At 63.4% G+C, this 18,482-nt stretch carries 8 protein-coding genes; 4 read left to right on the top strand and 4 right to left on the bottom strand.

The window, feature by feature from the left end:
* The first annotated feature begins 260 nt into the window (after nucleotides 1–260).
* The 3 genes from FA90_RS24105 to map all read left to right on the top strand — a co-directional run bounded on the left by FA90_RS24105 (nucleotide 261) and on the right by map (nucleotide 7,394).
* The gene (locus FA90_RS24105; RefSeq protein ID WP_036173399.1) at nucleotides 261–3,143 is read left to right on the top strand and encodes a TonB-dependent siderophore receptor; all 2,883 of its coding nucleotides are present in this window, start codon (nucleotides 261–263) and stop codon (nucleotides 3,141–3,143) included.
* A gap of 518 nt (nucleotides 3,144–3,661) precedes the next feature.
* Nucleotides 3,662–6,529, top strand: coding sequence for a TonB-dependent receptor domain-containing protein (locus FA90_RS24100; protein WP_239700951.1), 2,868 nt, complete (start codon nucleotides 3,662–3,664; stop codon nucleotides 6,527–6,529).
* Between the two features lie 100 nt (nucleotides 6,530–6,629).
* Complete coding sequence (gene map / locus FA90_RS24095; RefSeq protein WP_036173397.1) at nucleotides 6,630–7,394, top strand: type I methionyl aminopeptidase; 765 nt, start codon at nucleotides 6,630–6,632, stop codon at nucleotides 7,392–7,394.
* Nucleotides 7,395–7,475: 81 nt separating this feature from the next.
* On the opposite strand, the gene FA90_RS24090 is transcribed toward map, so the two are convergent.
* From FA90_RS24090 to tkt, 3 genes are all read right to left on the bottom strand, one after another.
* Nucleotides 7,476–10,367: a TonB-dependent receptor domain-containing protein gene (locus FA90_RS24090; protein ID WP_239700948.1), complete on the bottom strand. Its 2,892-nt coding sequence runs from the start codon at nucleotides 10,365–10,367 to the stop codon at nucleotides 7,476–7,478.
* Nucleotides 10,368–10,698: 331 nt separating this feature from the next.
* Nucleotides 10,699–11,709, bottom strand: coding sequence for a type I glyceraldehyde-3-phosphate dehydrogenase (gene gap / locus FA90_RS24085; RefSeq protein WP_036173392.1), 1,011 nt, complete (start codon nucleotides 11,707–11,709; stop codon nucleotides 10,699–10,701).
* Nucleotides 11,710–11,811: 102 nt separating this feature from the next.
* Nucleotides 11,812–13,809: a transketolase gene (gene tkt / locus FA90_RS24080; RefSeq protein ID WP_036173380.1), complete on the bottom strand. Its 1,998-nt coding sequence runs from the start codon at nucleotides 13,807–13,809 to the stop codon at nucleotides 11,812–11,814.
* A gap of 123 nt (nucleotides 13,810–13,932) precedes the next feature.
* Here tkt and FA90_RS24075 point away from each other — a divergent pair, with 123 nt between their 5' ends.
* Entirely contained in the window at nucleotides 13,933–14,661 is a 729-nt protein-coding gene (locus FA90_RS24075; protein WP_036173377.1) for a 16S rRNA (uracil(1498)-N(3))-methyltransferase, read from the top strand.
* A gap of 97 nt (nucleotides 14,662–14,758) precedes the next feature.
* Here FA90_RS24075 and FA90_RS24070 read toward each other — a convergent pair whose 3' ends face one another.
* The gene (locus tag FA90_RS24070) at nucleotides 14,759–17,683 is read right to left on the bottom strand and encodes a TonB-dependent receptor domain-containing protein (protein WP_239700945.1); all 2,925 of its coding nucleotides are present in this window, start codon (nucleotides 17,681–17,683) and stop codon (nucleotides 14,759–14,761) included.
* Nucleotides 17,684–18,482 lie beyond the last annotated feature (799 nt).

Genomic DNA, 18,482 nt, shown 5'->3' with positions numbered 1-18,482 from the left:
GTGCCGTGCATATCCACCCCATCGCAGTGCATGCCGCAAGCGGTCACGTTGTTTTTTCTCCACCATTTCACGTAAGAATTTTTTCGTATTGACAACGGTCAATACGAAATGATCTTATCAATACAAGCACTGACCTGACTCACGCATTGTCACAAGTATGTCAGTCGGCATTTGCTGCGTGACGATGAAGTGCGCGTGAACTGAACAAGACCTGGTGGCCATGAACCGCCAAGTTGCCGTCCCCAAGATTGGAGAATTGCATGCAACAACGTAGCAAAATTGCCCTCGCCGTTGCGATCGCCGTCCAGGCGATGACCGGCCATGCCCAGGAGCAGGCGTCCCAGACGCAGCGCGTCGAAGTGACCGGCTCGCGTATCCGCCAGGTCGACCTGGAGACCGCCCAGCCGGTCCAGGTGATGACCCAGGAACAGATCCAGAAGACCGGTCTGGTCACCGTCGGCGACATCATCAACAACCTGTCGTCCTCCGGCACCCCGGCGTTCTCGAAAGGTTCGGCGCTGACTTCGAACCGCGAACAGGGCGGCCAGTACATCGACATGCGCAACCTGGGTTCGAACCGCCTGCTGGTGCTGGTCAACGGCAAGCGCTGGACCCAGACCACGGCCGGCTACACCGACGTCTCGACCATCCCGTCGGCGCTGATCGAGCGCGTCGAGATCCTGAAGGATGGCGCATCGTCGATCTACGGTTCGGACGCGATCGCCGGCGTGGTCAACTTCATCCTGAAGAAGACCATGCAGGGCGGCCAGGTCAGCCTGTACGAAGGCGCCAACCAGCATGGCGGCGACGGCAAGAGCAAGGATTTCTCGGCGACCTACGGCGCCGGCGACGACAAGGCCGGCATGCTGTTCGGCCTGACCCACACCTCGCAAGGCGTGGTGTGGGCGCGCGACCGCGACATCACCGCCTACAGCTTCGGCCCGAACCACCAGAACGCCAACTACGGCACCGGCCCGTGGGGCCGCATCCGCCAGGTCGGCGCCGGCGGCGCCGCGAGCGGCTTCAACAAGGTCGTGAACCACACCGGCGGTCCGCTGGGCGACGGCACCAGCTCGGATGCCCGCAACCAGGCCAATTACCACACCTATGCCAGTGCGGACGCGGACACCTTCAACTCGACCAGCCAGATGAACTACACGGAGCCGACGCGCCTGACGTCGATCTTCACCAAGGGCTCGATCGAACTGCCGTACGGCATGCGCTTCACCACCACCGCGATGTACGCCGACCGCGACTCGCCGCGCCAGGTCGCCGGCTATCCGCTGAGCTCGACGTCGCAGCCCAATTTCCCGGTCTACATCGACAAGAACAGCTATTACAACCCGTACGGCAATGGCGCGCCCGGCGTCGCCGCCGGCGCCGGCCAGGACCTGTTCTTCTACCGCCGCACCATCGAAGTGCCGCGCGTGACCGACAACGAGAACCGCACCACCCACATCGACGCCTCGCTCGAAGGCGACTTCATGGCGCTGGGCAGGACCTGGAACTGGAGCGTGGGCTATAACCACAGCGCCAGTGACGGCAACACGACCTCGACCGGCAACATCAACCTGCTGAACCTGAAGAAAGCGCTCGGTCCGTCGTTCGTGAACGCGTCCGGCGCCGTGCAATGCGGTACCGCCGCTGCGCCGATCCCGATGAGCCAGTGCGTACCGTTCAACGTGCTGGGCGGCCCGTCGGCGTCGACCCCGGAAGCGCTGAACTACATCATGTCGAACGGCCAGGGCACCTACGGCTCGACCGTCAACAGCGCCACCGCCGACATCACGGGCGAACTGTTCAACCTGCCGGCCGGCGCGGTCGGCGTGGCGGCCGGCCTCGAGCACCGGAGCGTCACCGGCTTCGACCGTCCGGGCCAGTTCGAGCAGTCGGGCTACTCGACCGACCTGGCGGCGTTCACCACCACCGGCAAGTACAACGTGCGCGAAGCTTACCTGGAAACCAACATCCCGGTGCTCAAGAGCATGCCCTTCGCTGAACTGCTGAGCTTCGACCTGGCGTCACGCTACTCGGACTACAGCAACTTCGGCAGCACGCACAACAGCAAGGCCAGCTTCATGTGGAAGCCGGTCAAGGACCTGCTGACCCGCGGCACCTGGGCCCAGGGCTTCCGCGCCCCGGCGCTGGCCGACACCTTCGGCGGCGGCGGCCAGTCGTTCGACTCCTACATCGACCCTTGCGACAGCCTGTACGGCCAGCGCAAGACCGCGGGCGTCACGGCCCGCTGCGCCGCAGCCGGCGTCCCGACCAGCTTCCGCCAGGTCAACCAGGCCGGCACCCCGGTCCCGTCGACCGGCGCACAGACCCCGTACCCGTTCACGACCGGCCTGGGCAACCGCGATCTGCAACCGGAGACCGCGACGACCAAGACCATCGGCTTCGTGTACAGCCCGGCGTTCATCAACGGCTTCTCGATGTCGCTGGATTACTTCGACATCGCCGTCAAGAACCGCATCACCGGCTTGAGCGTCGCTTACGAACTGAACCAGTGCTATATCAATGGCGTGCAGGATTTCTGCAACAAGGTCACGCGTGACGCCAGCGGCCAGATCACGAACCTGACGCGCGGCAATGCCAACCTGGGCGAACTGGCTACCAAAGGCATCGACTTCAGCTTCAACTACCGCCTGCCGCGCACGCCCTACGGACAGTTCATGGTGCGTTCGGACTCGACCTATGTCGACTCCTACCGCATCAAGAGCACGGCGACCTCCAACTGGGTCAGCTACGCCGGCGAGTTCGGCTACAACCGCGTGAAGTCGACGCTGGGCCTGGATTGGAGCCTGGGCAATTGGAACGCCACCCTGACCTCGCGTTTCTACAGCCACATCAAGACCCACTGCGCGTTCGCCGGCGAGCCTTGCAGCAATCCGAACGACACCACCAGCTGGGGCACAGGCTACAACCGCCAGGGCAACATGGTCTACAGCGACCTGTCGGTCGGCTACGCGCTGCCTTGGAAAGGCCGTGTGATGGTCGGCGCCAACAATGTGTTCAACCGCAAGCCGATCATCACGTACGACGCCAACAGCACTTACGGCGGCACCTCGTCGTCGTCGTCGGTCGATCCTGACAAGCCACTCGACCGCTTCGTCTACGTGCGTTACACCCAGTCGTTCTAATCACGACAGACCGGCAGGACGGCTCGTCCGTCCCGCCGCCTCCGATGCCCGCCCGGCCCGCGCCCGGCGGGCATTTTCTTTTACATTCCGCAATCTGGTCGAGTGACTTCCGGAAACTGCGGACCAATGTGAATTTTCACCAAATCTATCCTATCTGAGCCGTTCTGGCGCACTTCATCCGCTATGCATACCGATCGGCCGAGCTTGCGAAACGGGCATCTCTTAACCCACTCAAATTGCCTATTAAAAACAATGTGACTTTCCTGGAGGGCCTTGATGACGGCAAGAACAACTTTCGTGAGAATTTGTGTAATTACGCATCTCAGCAACAATTGCAAATATGCTCCAGAACGCATTGACACAGCACCTTTTGTAATGATTCCATTGCCCCCTTGGAAAAAATGTTCGTTCGCATTTCTTTCAAACAGTCGCCATAAGCGACGGACCAACACGGCCAGATTTCACAATTCGCCGTGCCCTTACCCCTAGGAGTTGAAACTACCATGATGGAAAAAGCATTGTCCCGTTCGATCCGCCTGATGTGCCTGGGCGGTGTCGCATTCGGGATGCACGCCGCTTACGCGCAAGATACGCAAGGCACCGCGCCGATTCAGAAGGTCGAAGTGACCGGTTCGCGTATCCGCCAGGTCGACCTGGAGACCGCACAGCCGGTCCAGGTGATGACCCAGGAACAGATCCAGAAAACTGGCCTGGTCACCGTGGGCGACATCCTCAACAACCTGTCGTCGGCCGGTACGCCCGACTTCAGCAAGGGCGGCTCGCTGACATCGAACCGCGAGAACGGCGGCCAGTACGTCAGCCTGCGCAACCTGGGCGCGAACCGCCTGCTGGTGCTGGTCGACGGCAAGCGCTGGTCGCAGTCGATCAACGGCTACACCGACCTGTCGACCATCCCGTCGGCCCTGATCGAGCGCATCGAAGTCCTGAAGGACGGCGCCTCGTCGATCTATGGTTCGGACGCGATCGCCGGCGTGGTCAACATCATCCTGAAGAAGTCGATGGAAGGCGGCCAGCTGAGCGTTTACGAAGGCGCCAACCAGCACGGCGGCGACGGCAAGTCGAAGGACTTCTCGCTGACCTACGGCGCCAACAGCGACACCGGCTCGCTGGTGTTCGGCCTGAGCCACACCGAGCAGGGCACGGTCTGGGCGCGCGACCGCGACATCACCGCCTACTCCTACGGTCCGAACCACATCTCCGACGGCCTGGGCGTCAGCCCGTGGGGCCGTATCCGCCAGGTGAGCGGCACGGGTGGCCCGACCGGCATCAACCAGATCCTGAACCACACCGGCAGCTACGACGGCAGCGGCGTGGGCCAGGCGTCGAACGTCATCGGCAACTACCACACCTACGCCGGCGCGGACGCAGACCTGTTCAACACGCCCTCGCAGATGATGTTCCAGATGCCGACCAAGCTGGACAGCATCTTCACCAAAGGCTCGCTGGAACTGCCGTACGGCATGCACTTCACCAGCACCGCGATGTTCGCCCAGCGTGACTCGAGCGCCACCGCCGCCGGTTACCCGATGAACTCGCTGAGCCAGCCGACCTACCCGGTCTACATCGACAAGAACAGCTACTACAACCCGACTCCGGGCCAGGACCTGTTCTTCTACCGCCGCACCATCGAGCTGCCGCGCACCACCGAGAATCAGAACCGCACCCTGCACATCGATGCGACCCTGGCCGGCGAATTCAAGGCCTACGGCCGTAGCTTCAACTGGGACATCGGCTACAACCACAGCGACGTGTCCGGCTCGACCCTGTCGAACGGCAACCTGAACCTGATCAACCTGAAGAAGGCTTTGGGTCCGTCGTTCTACAACCCGGCCACCCAGCAGGTCCAGTGCGGCACCGCGGCCAACCCGATCGCGCCGAACCTGTGCGTGCCGTTCAACATCCTGGGCGGCCCGTCGGCATCGAACGCCGCTGCCCTGGCCTACGTCAACGAAACCGGCCAGGCCACCTACGGCTCGACCGTCAACAGCGCCACCGCCAACATCAGCGGCGACCTGTACGACCTGCCGGCCGGTGCACTCGGCTTCGCAGCCGGCATCGAGAACCGCAGCCTGCGCGGCTACGACTTCCCGGGCCAGATGGAGCAGGCCGGCTACTCGACCGACCTGGGCGCCAACACCACTGTCGGCCACTACAACGTCAAGGAAGAGTACCTCGAGGTAGCGATTCCGGTCCTGAAGGACCAGCCGTTCGCGAAACTGCTGTCGTTCGACGTCGCCACCCGCCACTCGGACTACAGCAACTTCGGCGTCGCCAACAACAGCAAGGTCAGCTTCATGTGGAAGCCGATGGGCGACCTGCTGGTACGCGGCACCTGGGCACAGGGCTTCCGCGCCCCGACCGTGGGTGATACCTTCGGCGGCGGCCAGCAGACCTACGACAACTACCTGGATCCGTGCGACAGCCGTTACGGCGAAGCCGCCTCCAACCCGGCCGTGGCCGCACGTTGCGCCGCTGCCGGCGTACCGGCCGGCTTCCGCCAGCTGAATTCGGCCGGCGTACCGGTCGGCGGCACCGGCGGCCAAGGCGCCTACCCGTTCTACTCGGGCGCCGGCAATACGACGCTGACCCCGGAACGCGCGATCACCGACACCCTGGGCTTCGTGTACAGCCCGTCGTACCTGCCGGGCTTCTCGGCGTCGGTCGACTGGTACCGCATCAAGGTGAGCAACATGATCAGCCCGGTCGGCGCGACCTGGGTGGCGAACCAGTGCTACATCGAGAACAACCCGACCTTCTGCGGCGCCATCGGGCGTAACGCAGCAGGCGAGATCGCGAACCTGTCGCGCGGCAACCTGAACCTGGGCGAAATGCAGACCGACGGCGCGGACATCTCGTTCGGCTATCGCTTCCCGATGACCCAGTACGGCCGCTTCGCGCTGCGTTCGGACACCTCGTACGTCCACTCGTTCAAGCAGAAGTCGACCTCGGACGCCGAGTGGCAGGATTACGCCGGCGACTACTTCTACAACAAGTGGAAGTCGACCACCGCCGTGGACTGGAGCATGGGCAACTGGAGCGCCACCTGGACCGCCCGTATCTACAGCGCCGTGCGCGACCAGTGCTGGGATACCGAAGCCGCGATCGAGTGCACGAACCCGACCGGCTACACCGAAAGCTTCGGCACCGGCTACAACAAGCTGGGCGCCGAGGTGTATCACGACCTGAACGTGGGCTACAAGACCTCGTGGAAGGGCCAGATCCAGTTCGGTATCAACAACCTGTTCGACAAGAAGCCGCGCATCGCCTACACCGCCTATACCTCGGGCACGGCGTCGTCGTCGTCGGTGGACCCGAACATGCCGCTGGACCGCTTCTTCTACGTCCGCTACAACCAGTCGTTCTAATCCGAACGTAACGGTTTGACCGATGCCCGCCAGGTTCGCCTGGCGGGCATTTTTTCATGCGAGCGGGTATGATGGGCGGTCGGACCAACAACATCGAACCATGGTAATCAAACTCAAGAACGACAAGGACATCGCCAAGATGCGCGTGGCCGGCCGCATGGCCGCCGAAGTGCTGGAGATGATCTCCGAACACGTGGTGCCCGGCGTCTCCACCGAAGAGCTGGACCGCCGCTGCAACGAATACATCCGCAAGGTGCAGAAGGCCACGCCAGCCAACGTCGGCTACCACGGTTTCCCCAAGACGCTGTGCACCTCGATCAACGGCGTGGTCTGCCACGGCATCCCGAGCGAGAAGGACGTGCTGCAGGACGGCGACATCATCAACATCGACGTCACCGTGATCAAGGACGGCTGGCACGGCGACACCAGCCGCATGTACTTCGCCGGCACGCCCTCCCCCGAGGCCAGGCAGCTGGTCGACACCACCTATGACGCGATGATGGCCGGCATCCGCGCGGTGCGCCCGGGCGCGCGCCTGGGCGACGTCGGCCATGCGATCCAGAAGCTGGCCGAAGCCAAGGGCTATTCGGTGGTGCGCGAGTACTGCGGCCACGGCATCGGCCGGGTCTACCACGAAGACCCGCAGGTGCTGCACTACGGCCGCCCGAACACCGGCATGCTGATCAAGGAAGGCATGACCTTCACGGTCGAGCCGATGATCAACCTGGGCGAAGCCGACGTCGAGCAGCTCGACGACGGCTGGACCGTGGTCACGCGCGACCGTTCGCTGTCGGCGCAGTGGGAACACATGATCGCCGTCACCCACGACGGGTTCGAGATCCTGACGCCCTGGCCGAAGAAGTGATGCGCTGACCCGGCGCGTCGCACACGATCGACGAAAAAAAACCCGCTGGCGTGAACCAGCGGGTTTTTTGTTCTCCGTTTATCAGAACGTGTAGCGTGCGCTCAGGCTGTAGTAACGGCCATACGGGTTGTGCAGGCTTTCGTTGTAGCCGACGGCGGTATTGCCCGGATCGTAAGGCGCCTTTTCGTCGTTCAGGTTCTGGATGTTCGCGTTCAGCGTCCAGTGCTTGAAGCCGGTATAGGTGTAACCCAGTCCGACCGTCACCCACTCCTTGATCGAGCAATCCGGATAGAAGGTGGTGTACAGCGGGATCGTGTTGCTGCCCTTCGGGCTGTACTGGCAGAACGGCTGCGGGTAGGTGGTCGCGCCATCGTACACGCGCAGGTACGAGATCGGACCCACGTAGTTGAGCGACAGGTTGACCGCGTGGTCCGCCAGCTTCCAGGTGCTCGACACACTGCTCTTCCAGCGCGGGATCGGCGTGCCGGAGTTGAGCGACCAGTCGTAGATGTTCTGGATCGTGCCGACCACGTTGTGGATCGGATCGCCAGGATGGGTCTGGATATAGTACTTGCTGGTGTAGGTCGAACGCAGCGTGGTCGACAGCGAACCCCACTCGCCGAAGTTGTTGCGCAGGTGGCCTTCGATGTCGACGCCGCGCAGTTCGGTCATGCCCTGGTTCATCCACGGGGTGTAGATCATGACCAGCGGGCCCGTGCCCGAGATCGGCTTGCCGCTGGCGTCGGTGATGAAGTTGACCGGGTTCGGGTCACGCACGACGTTGGCCGGCATCAGGTCTTCGTTCCTCAGGGCGTCGGCAGCGCTGCCCAGCACGATCTCGTTCTCGCGCTTGATCTTCCAGAAGTCCATCGTGACGTCGAACTTGCTGCTCGGCGACCAGATGAAGCCCAGGTTGTAGCTCTTCGAGGTTTCCGGCTTCAGGTTCGGGTTGAAGCCGCCGGTACCGCCCACGCTCTTGGCGCAGTCGGCGGTGGTGCCATTCGGCTTCGGCGTGATCTCGTCCTCTTCGCAGCGCTTCGGGTCCCAGGTATTGTTCAGGAAGAACTGGGCGCCGCCCGGCACGATCTGGCTCAGCGACGGCGCGCGGAAACCTTCGGCATAGGTGCCGCGGACGGCGAAGGTATCGGTCACGGTCCACTTGCCGCCGACCTTCGGCACGAAGTTGGATTTCAGGTTCGGATACTTGTCGACGCGGCCGGCGAAGTCGAACGAGAGGTTCTTCAGGACCGGGGCGCCGAGCTCGACGAAGGCCGACTTGACGTCGCGCGAGCTGCTCAGGATGGTGTTGGCCAGGCCGAAGATCTGGCCCGTCGCCACCAGCGGGTCCGGCGCCAGGTCGACCTTTTCGCGGCGCAGTTCGACGCCGGCGGCAAAACCGATCGTACCGCCCGGCAAGTGACCGAACTCGGTGTTTGCCTTGGCATCCCACTGGGTGATCTGCGAGGTATTCTGGGTGAGGACGTCATGCCCGATGGTCGGGTCGGCCGCGACCTGCGCGATTGGCAGGTTCTGCGTCATCAGCTTGTTCAGGGTCGGCAGGAACAGGCGGCCATAGGTGGTGCTTTCGTTCTCGGCGCGGTTCCAAAGCAGCGCGGATTCCCAGTTCCAGCCGAAGTGGCTGCCCTGCAGGCCAGCCAGTGCACGCTTGCCCTCGTTGATGGTGGACGAGCCGCCGCGCAGGTTGGTGAAGCGGTAGGCCAGCGAGGCGCGCGCATTCGGGAACGGGTTGTCCGGGTGGCCGATCGGCAGGATCGTCTGGTACGACGCGCCCGGGCCGGTCGCGGTCCAGTTGGTCGTGACGCCGGTGCCGATCGAGATCGGTACGTCCTTGTAGTCGCGGCGGGTGCGCGAGTAGGCGGCGTCGGCAAAAGCGACCACGCCGCTCTCGCCAAGCTTGATTTCGCCGTGGCTGATGAGGTTCGCGTCGCGGCCATAGCCCTGAGCTTCCTGGAAAGGCGTGACGTCGAAGTTACAGAAGGTACGGCCCACCAAGGTATTGGTCGGCAGGAAGCCGTTGCCGGCCACGCTGCCGGTGATCTGCTGGTTGGTCGGGCAGCTCGTATTGAACAGCATGTTGGCCGGCGCAGTGGCCTGGGTCACGCCGAAGTTCTTGCTGCCCGATCGGGTTTCCTTGTAGTAAGTCGGGTACTGCGACACCGAGCTGCCGTACGGCGACAGGTAGCGTCCATTGAGCAGTTGCAGCTGGGAGAACTCGACATCCTTGGCATCGATACGCAGGGTCGGATCGCGCTGGGTCACGTCGGCGGTCACCATGAAGTTGTAGCCGTCGGTGTCCAGGTTACCCTTGCCGAAGATGGCGTTGAAACCCTTGTTGCGGAACTGGTTGTTGTCGTTCGCGCTGTAGCGCGCCGCGACCTCGGTCCCTTCGTAGTTCTTCTTCAGGATGAAGTTGATGACGCCGGCGATCGCATCCGAACCGTACACGGCCGACGCGCCGTCCTGCAGGACTTCGACGCGTTCGATGGCCGAGATCGGGATCGAGTTCAGGTCGTACAGGACCGAGTTGCCCTCGTTCGGATCGGCATACGGCGCCGGCGTGATGCGGCGGCCGTTCAACAGGACCAGGGTGGAGGACGAACCCAGGCCGCGCAGCGAGGCCGTGGCGACGCCCTTGGCGAAGCCGGAGCCGCTGCCGTTGTCGTGGTTGCTGTCCGTACCCATCGACGGCACGAAGCGCATCAGTTCGGAGACCGTGGTGGCGCCGGTGTTCTTGATGTCCTGGGCGTTCAGCACACTGATCGGCGAAGTGCCTTCGGTGTCGGAACGGCGCAGGTTCGAGCCGGTGATGTAGACCGTCTGGGTGGCGGGCGTCGGCGTTGCAGTTGCGGCCGTAGCCGTCGTCGCACTGTCCTGGGCGACAGCGAATTGGGTGGTTCCAATCGCAAGCGCGACTGCGAGCACGCTGGGTTTCAGCACTAATCGCTTGTTCAAAGTTTCTCTCTCGTGGGTTGGGATTTTTATTAGATGTGCATACAGCACCAATCCAGTGTGACAAAAACATGACTTTGAGCAAACATTTTTCGTTAAGATATATGTACTTTATTTGTTTGTGTCGCGCGAATGATACAGATCGTTACAACTATCACCGTTTTTTTACATATGCTTAGTTCTAGTATGCATATCAAATTCGGTCAAAGCGTATTTTCATGAAATAAACGGTCTCCGACCGCCAACGCTGCAAAGTCAAAAAAAGCCGACCGATTACGCTGGACGAAAAAAAACCCGGCTCACAGGCCGGGCTCGTTACGCTCGAGGAAGCGGATTACTTGGCGTTCATCAGCGCCACAGTGGTGTCCAGCATGCGGTTGGAAAAGCCCCACTCGTTGTCGTACCACGACGAGACCTTCACCAGGCGGCCCGACACCTTGGTCAGGGTGGCGTCGAAGTTCGACGAGGCCGGGTTGTGGTTGTAGTCGACCGAGACCAGCTGGTCGGTGTTGTAGGTCAGGATGCCGGCCAGCGGACCTTCGGCGGCGGCCTTCATCAGCGCATTGACTTCTTCCACGGTGGTGTCGCGCTTGGCGATGAAGGACAGGTCGACGATCGAGACGTTGATGGTCGGCACGCGGATCGCGAAGCCGTCCAGCTTGCCGTTCAGTTCCGGCAGCACCAGGCCGACCGCTGCGGCGGCGCCGGTCTTGGTCGGGATCATCGAGTGGGTCGCCGAACGCGCACGGCGCAGGTCTTCGTGCATGACGTCGGTCAGCACCTGGTCGTTGGTGTACGAGTGCACAGTGGTCATCAGGCCGTTTTCCAGGCCGATGGCGTCGTTCAGCGGCTTGACCAGCGGGGCCAGGCAGTTGGTGGTGCAGGAGGCGTTCGAGATCACGGTGTCCGACGCTTTCAGCACGTCCTGGTTGACGCCGTAGACGATGGTGGCGTCGACATCCTTGCCGCCCGGGGCCGAGATGATGACCTTCTTGGCGCCGCCCTGCAGGTGGGCCGATGCCTTTTCCTTGGTGGTGAAGAAGCCGGTGCACTCGAGCACGACGTCCACGCCCAGCTCGCCCCATGGCAGTTCCGCCGGGTTACGCTGCGCGAACACGCGGATCTTGTCGCCGTTGACGATCATGTTGTCGCCTTCGACCGACACGGTGCCCGGGAAGCGGCCGTGCGTGGTGTCGAATCGGGTCAGGTGGGCATTCGACTCGGGCTTGCCCAGGTCGTTGATGGCCACGATCTCGATGTCCTGCTTCTTGCCGCCTTCGTAGAAAGCGCGCAGCACGTTGCGGCCGATGCGGCCGTAGCCGTTGATTGCTACTTTGATCGTCATTTAATAACTCCTGATTGGAAAAAGTCCGTTATCGCTGAGAGGATAACGCGAAAATCCGCCGCACGCGATGTCTCCTGTCGCGTGCGGCGGACCAAGCAAAACTCAAGCGGCCATGACCGATTTCACCTTGGCAACCACATTTTCCACGGTGAAGCCGAAATGCTTGAACAGCACCGGCGCCGGCGCCGATTCGCCGAAGGTGTCGATGCCCACCACGGCGCCTTCCAGGCCGACGTACTTGTACCAGAAGTCGGTCACGCCGGCCTCGATCGCCACGCGCGGCAGGCCCTTGCCCAGCACGGCTGCCTTGTAAGCTGCGTCCTGGCGGTCGAACACGTCGGTCGACGGCATCGATACCACACGCACGCGGATGCCCTGCCCGGCCAGCGCATCAGCCGACTTCATGGCCAGTTCGACTTCCGAGCCGGTCGCGATCAGCACGGCCTGCGGGTTCTGGACGTCGCGCAGGACGTAGCCGCCGCGGGCGATGCCGGCGACGGTGTTGGCGTCGCGCTCCATGAACGGCAGGTTCTGGCGCGAGAAGATCAGCGTCGACGGGCCGTCCTTGCGCTTGACCGCTTCACCCCAGGCGACGGTCGACTCGGTCGTGTCGCACGGACGCCAGTTGTCCAGGTTCGGGATCAGGCGCAGCGACGAGACATGCTCGACCGACTGGTGGGTCGGGCCGTCTTCGCCCAGGCCGATCGAGTCGTGGGTGAACACGAACAGCGAACGGATCTTCATCAGCGCGGCCATGCGCAGCGCGTTGCGGCTGTAGTCCGCGAAGGTCAGGAAGGTCGCGCCGAACGGGATGTAGCCGCCGTGCAGGGCGATGCCGTTCATGATCGCCGACATGCCGAACTCGCGCACGCCGTAGTTGATGTGGTTGCCCGGCACGCCCGAGCGGACCGGGATCGATTCCTTCCAGTTGGTCAGGTTCGAGCCGGTCAGGTCGGCCGAGCCGCCGAGGAATTCCGGCAGCGTCGGCGCCAGCGCCTGGATCGCGTTCTGGCTGGCCTTGCGGGTGGCGATGGTTTCCTTCTTCTCGATGGTCGAGGCGATGGCGGCGGCCAGGGTGGCTTCGAACTGGCCCGGCAGCTCGCCCTTCATGCGGCGCTCGAATTCCGCCGCCAGTTCCGGGAACTGCGCGCGGTAGCCGGCGAACTTCTCGTTCCACTCGGCTTCCAGCGCGGCGCCCTTGGCCTTCTGGTCCCAGGCTTGGTAGATCGGGGCCGGGATGTCGAACGGGATCGCGTCCCACACCAGGTGCTCGCGCACCGCCGCGACTTCCTTCTCGCCCAGCGCGGCGCCGTGCACCTTGTCGCCGCCCTGCAGGTTGGGCGAGCCCTTGCCGATGATGGTCTTGCAGCAGATCAGGGTCGGACGGTCCGATTGCTTGGCTTGCGTGATCGCGGCATCGACCGCTTCGACGCTGTGGCCATCCACGCCCGGGATCACGTTCCAGCCGTAGGACGCGAAACGCTGCGGGGTGTCGTCGGTGAACCAGCCTTCGACCTTGCCGTCGATCGAGATGCCGTTGTCGTCGTACAGCCAGATCAGCTTGTTCAGGCGCAGCGTGCCGGCCAGCGAGGCCGCTTCGTGCGAGATGCCTTCCATCAGGCAGCCGTCGCCCAGGAAGGCGTAGGTGTGGTGGTCGACCACGTCGAAGCCCGGACGGTTGAATTCACGCGCCAGCAGCCACTCGGCCAGCGCCATGCCGACCGAGTTGGCGATGCCCTGGCCGAGCGGACCGGTGGTGGTCTCGACGCCCGGCGTGATGTGCACTTCCGGATGGCCCGGGGTCTTGCTGTGCATCTGGCGGAAGTTGCGCAGGTCGTCCATCGTCAGGTCGTAGCCCGACAGGTGCAGCAGCGCGTAGTGCAGCATCGAACCGTGGCCGTTCGAGAGCAGGAAGCGGTCGCGGTTCAACCAGAGCGGATTGGCCGGGTTATGGCGATAGTGGCCGTCCCACAGCGCCACGGCGATCTCGGCCATGCCCATCGGCATGCCCGGGTGGCCGGAGTTGGCTTTCTGGACGGCGTCCATCGCCAGCGCGCGGATCGCGTTGGCCATCAGGGTGGTGGTTTGAACAGGTTTCATGGATGTGGTGAGTCTGAGGATTGGGAAGCTGTGGCGATGCGGCTTGCGTTAACCGAGTATTTTACCAGAGGGCGCCCGGCAACAATTAAAATGGCGGCCTGCTCAACCACCGCATTGCCATCCATGCCACGCTTTTACTGCCCGCAGCCGCTGCATCCCGGCGCCATCGTCGACCTGCCGGAAACCGTCGCTCACCATCTGCACGTCGTGCGCCAGCAGCCGGGCGACGAGCTGGTGCTGTTCAACGGCGCCGGCGGCCAGGCGCACGCACGCCTGGCCGAGATCGGCAAGCGGCGCGCCACGGCCGAGGTCGTCGCCATCGAGGCAATCGAGGCCGAACTGCCCTACCCGATCACGCTGGCCCAGGGCCTGCCCGAGGGAAGCAAGATGGACTGGATCGTGGAAAAGGCGGTCGAGCTGGGCGTCGCGGCGATCGTGCCGCTGGCGGCGCGCCGCTCGGTGGTCAAGCTGGCGGGCGAGCGCGCCGACAAGCGCCTGGCGCACTGGCAGGCGGTGGTGGTCAGCGCCTCCGAGCAATGCGGGCGCAACCGGCTGGCCGAGGTGGCGCCGCTGCAGGCTTTCGATCGCTGGATCGCGCAACCGGCGTCTGAGGTCACGCGCATCCTGCTCAGCCCGCGCGCCGACGCGTCGCTGGCCGCGTGGGCGCGCGTCACGCCCGCGCGCGCGAGCTGCCTGCTGGTCGGGCCGGAAGGCGGCTGGTCTGCGGAGGAGGAAGAAGCGGCGATCCAGGCCGGCGCGGTGCCACTGTCGATGGGGCCGCGCGTGCTGCGCACCGAGACCGCCGGGCTGGCGGCGCTGGCGATGCTGGCGGCGGCCTGGGGCGGTATCTAATATATAGAGGGCAGATGAAAAACGCCCCGGCGGCGCACTCGCGTGCGTGCCGGGGCGTGCTGTCGTACAGCGGCATCGCTGCCGCTGCGGCTCCTGCTTAGAACGTGTAGTTCAGGCCAGCGCTGAAGAAGCGGCCGACCGCGCCTGCCTGGTGCAGCGAGGCGTTGTACGAGGTCTGCGCACCCGAGTTGCCATAGGTGCCGACGTCGATCGGCGGCTGACGGTCGAACAGGTTCAGGATCGAACCTTTCAGGGTCAGGTTGTCGCTCAGCTTGTACTGCACGTTCAGGTTGGTCGCGGTGAACGACGACACCTCGCAATAGTTGGCCGGCTGGGTCAGGCCCTGGAAGTAGGTACGACCGCCGACGTCGAGCGCGGTCGAGGCGCAGTCGGTGCCGCCCACCGACGGGTCCTTGGTCGAGAACGAGCTGGTGTAGTTGACGTTCAAGGTCACGTCCAGCGGGCCACGGACCCAGTCCAGCGAGAACTGGGCGCGGTCCTTCGGATTGCCGGTCGCGCCCGACACCACCGACGGGCCTTGCGTGCCGGCCAGCTCGTAAGTCGTACCGCCGATGCTCTGCTCGTAGCTGAACGTGTGCGCGGCGCTCAGGTCGGCGCGCAGCGTGCCCAGGTCGCTCGGCATGCGCCAGCGGTAGTTCACGTCCGCTTCGATACCGGCGGTCTTGGTCTCGCCCAGGTTGATGTACGGCGAGTTCGCGTACAGGATCGGACCGGCCGGCGGGGTCACCAGGCTGGTGGTGCCGTCGCCGTTCGACATGTCGATCGGGGTCGGGGCGCCGCGCACGTACACCGGGGTGTAGTTCGGGTCGTTACCGGCCGAGGTCACGATCTGGTTGTTGACCTGGATCTTGTAGTAGTCCAGGGTCGCGTTCAGGCCGCGCAGCGGCTCGAGCACGATGCCCAGGTCATACGACTTCGATTTTTCCGGCGACAGGTTCTTGTTGGTCTGCTGCACGTAGGCCGGCTGGATACCGCAACCGGAAGCGAAGCTGCCGGCGGTGGTCGTCTTGCCGCTCGGGCACAGGATCGGGTCGTTGATCGCGTTGTACAGGAAGACCGAGCCCGCCGAGGCGGTTTCCGCCGGGTTCGGCGCACGGAAGCCGCGTGCGAAGTTGCCGCGCAGGGCGAACTGCTGCACCGGGGTCCACTTGAAGCTGGCCGCCGGCGTGAACGAGTTGCCGTAGGTGTCGTAGTGGTCGTAACGGCTGGACAGGTGCACCTCGGTGTTCTTGAGCGGGGTCGCCTGCAGCTCGCCGAAGATCGCGGTGTCGGTCTCCGAACCGAACACGAAGGCCGAGGTGCCGCCGGCCGTGCCGTTCAGCAGCAGGTCAGGCGACGGCGAATCCCAGGTGCGCTTGTGCCAGTGCACGCCGGCCGCCAGGGCCAGCGGGCCTGCCATGAAGTTGTCCATCAACGTGCGCGAACCGCTGGCGTCGAAGTAGTTCAGCTTCGAGACCGAGGTGTTCGAGAAGGTCGGCGACACTTGCGCCACCAGCGACGGATCGTTGCCGCCCAGGACGTTCCACTGGCCGCTGTTGATCGCGCTGTACAGTGCGGGGCGGTTGATGTAGCCGCTGTAGTCGATGGCGACGCGCGACTGCGTGATGCCGCCGGCGATGCTGGTGTCCCAGCCCCAGGCGCTGCCGTGCAGGTCGAGCGCGAAACGGGTCGTCTGGGCGCGGTTGTGCTGCGACGAGTTCGGATCGATGTCGGGGATGTAGCCGTACAGGCGGGCGCGGCCGGTATCGACCACATTGGTTGGGCTGACGTAGCCGCTCGGCGCGAACGGATTGGTCACGTTGGCGCCGACCGCGGCGCCAGGGGCGAAGGTCGTGCTGCGGATCGCGCCGACGGCCGGCGTCGCCTGGCCGGCGTAGTTGATGATGGTATTACCCGCAAAGCTGCTGGTCGAGTAAGTCGTCGGCACGCCGCGGTTGTTGTCGCTGGTGCGTCCGAACAGCGAGCCCTTGAAGGCCAGTTCCCAATCGCCGCTCAGCTTCTTGGTCATGCCGAGCAGGACGTTGATGTTATCGCTCTGCGGCTGCAGGTAGGAGTCGGTATCGCGCACGGCGCACTGACCGGCCCGGTACTTGACGAAATTGCAGCTCGAATCCAGGAACTGGAAGTTGGCCGGATTGCTGGCGCCGCCCTGGCCGGTCGGGTTGTACAGGAACGGCGAGCTGGTCGGCGTCAGGAAATTGTTCAGCGAGGTCGGCACGCCCAGGGTCAGGTTGTTGCCGCCGCGCGAACGCCAGTCGCGGTTGTCCCAGGCGTACTGGTCGCGGTCCGATTCCTTGATCGCACCCTCGTGGCGCCATTCGGCCGTGACGAAGGCGTTGTAGCCGTCGTTGTCCAGGTCGCCGATGCCGGTGCTGATCGACGCGCGCTGGGTCTTGCCGCCGCCGTGCTGGCTGTTGCCGGCTTCGGTCTTGAACTGGGTGCCGTTGAAGCTTTTCTTGAGCTTGATGTTGACCACGCCGGCCACCGCGTCCGAGCCGTACAGCGACGACGCGCCGGACTTCAGGACTTCGATGCTGTCGATGGCGTCGAACGGGATGTTGGAGACGTCGACGAAGGAGCGCTCGCCGTCGTCGCCGATCGCGTACGGCGACATGCGGTGACCGTCGATCAGCACCAGGGTCGAGCCGACCGACAGGCCGCGCAGCGACACGCCGGAAGCGCCGTTGGCGAATGCGCCCGAGAAACCGGTGCCCAGCGTGCCGGCGCCGTTGGCGGCCAGGTCGCTCAGCAGCTCGGCGACCGAGGTCTTGCCGCTGCGTTGCAGGTCTTGCGCCGTCAGCACCTGGACCGGCGCTGCGGTTTCGGTGTCGGTACGGCTGATCAGCGAGCCGGTCACGACCACGCGCTGGGGCGCCGCCTGGCTGGAGGTCGCGCCTTCCGGCGCCGTGGACTGGGCCAGCGCGGGCACACTGGCCAGCAGAGCGCCGCCAGCAATTGCGCACGAGACCGCAAATGGCATCGACTTCATCTTGAACATCATGGACACATCTCCTTCTAGGATTTCATTCAAAAAAGCGGATTGCAATCGCCGCCGGATCGCGGTAGCTCGTGTGAAGCCACACGACGATGGTCCCCGGCGACCTGGTACTGCTTGAACCTCTTATCTTGACTGCTGTATTTACCCATGCTCATCCTGTATTGACTCTTAGGACAAACAGTTTCGACTCACGCTTATTGCGAATAGAACGTTATCGATCAGTTCATAAAACCATAGCAATCAAGAAAGTGTCAAACAGAAGACAATCCGCTTCCGGTCGTGAAATTCGATGTGCTGATGCACCAAAATGGGGATGTTCCTGATACTGCGACGCGGCGTGAATCAGACAGCGGCAAAAATGCCCAGGCTGCGAAAGCCGAGCCATCGGGAGACTGGATAGCTATCCGGTATGCACCGAGGGCCCACATCCGGCCTCGCCTTTACACCTGTAACAGGTTGTAACGAAAAAATGGGGTTGGCGCTTGCCTTTTATTTGACAAGCAATTAACCAGTATTTACACACCCCATTACTTACAGTCGTAAGAATTCGTAACAGATATACGCAAATACAGCGGAGTTTGTGGTAACGACAGAAGGAATACGTTTATTGCGTTGCAATAAAAAAGTCCGTAACAGGGCATGCTTGCGTTCGCTTGCACCGCGACAGCGCAAGGCAATTGGAGAAAAAGGAAATTTTGTACGGCAAGAACGTTGGTTTACTACAACGTATGCACTTTGCATGACGTTTATCAGCTAAAAATTGCGCAGCCTTGATCCGGGTACCAGACCTCTTCTCGCCCCA

Origin of the sequence: Massilia sp. 9096 (assembly GCF_000745265.1) — a bacterium.
Taxonomy (GTDB): domain Bacteria; phylum Pseudomonadota; class Gammaproteobacteria; order Burkholderiales; family Burkholderiaceae_D; genus Telluria.
This window is presented reverse-complemented; position numbering and strand designations above follow the sequence as displayed.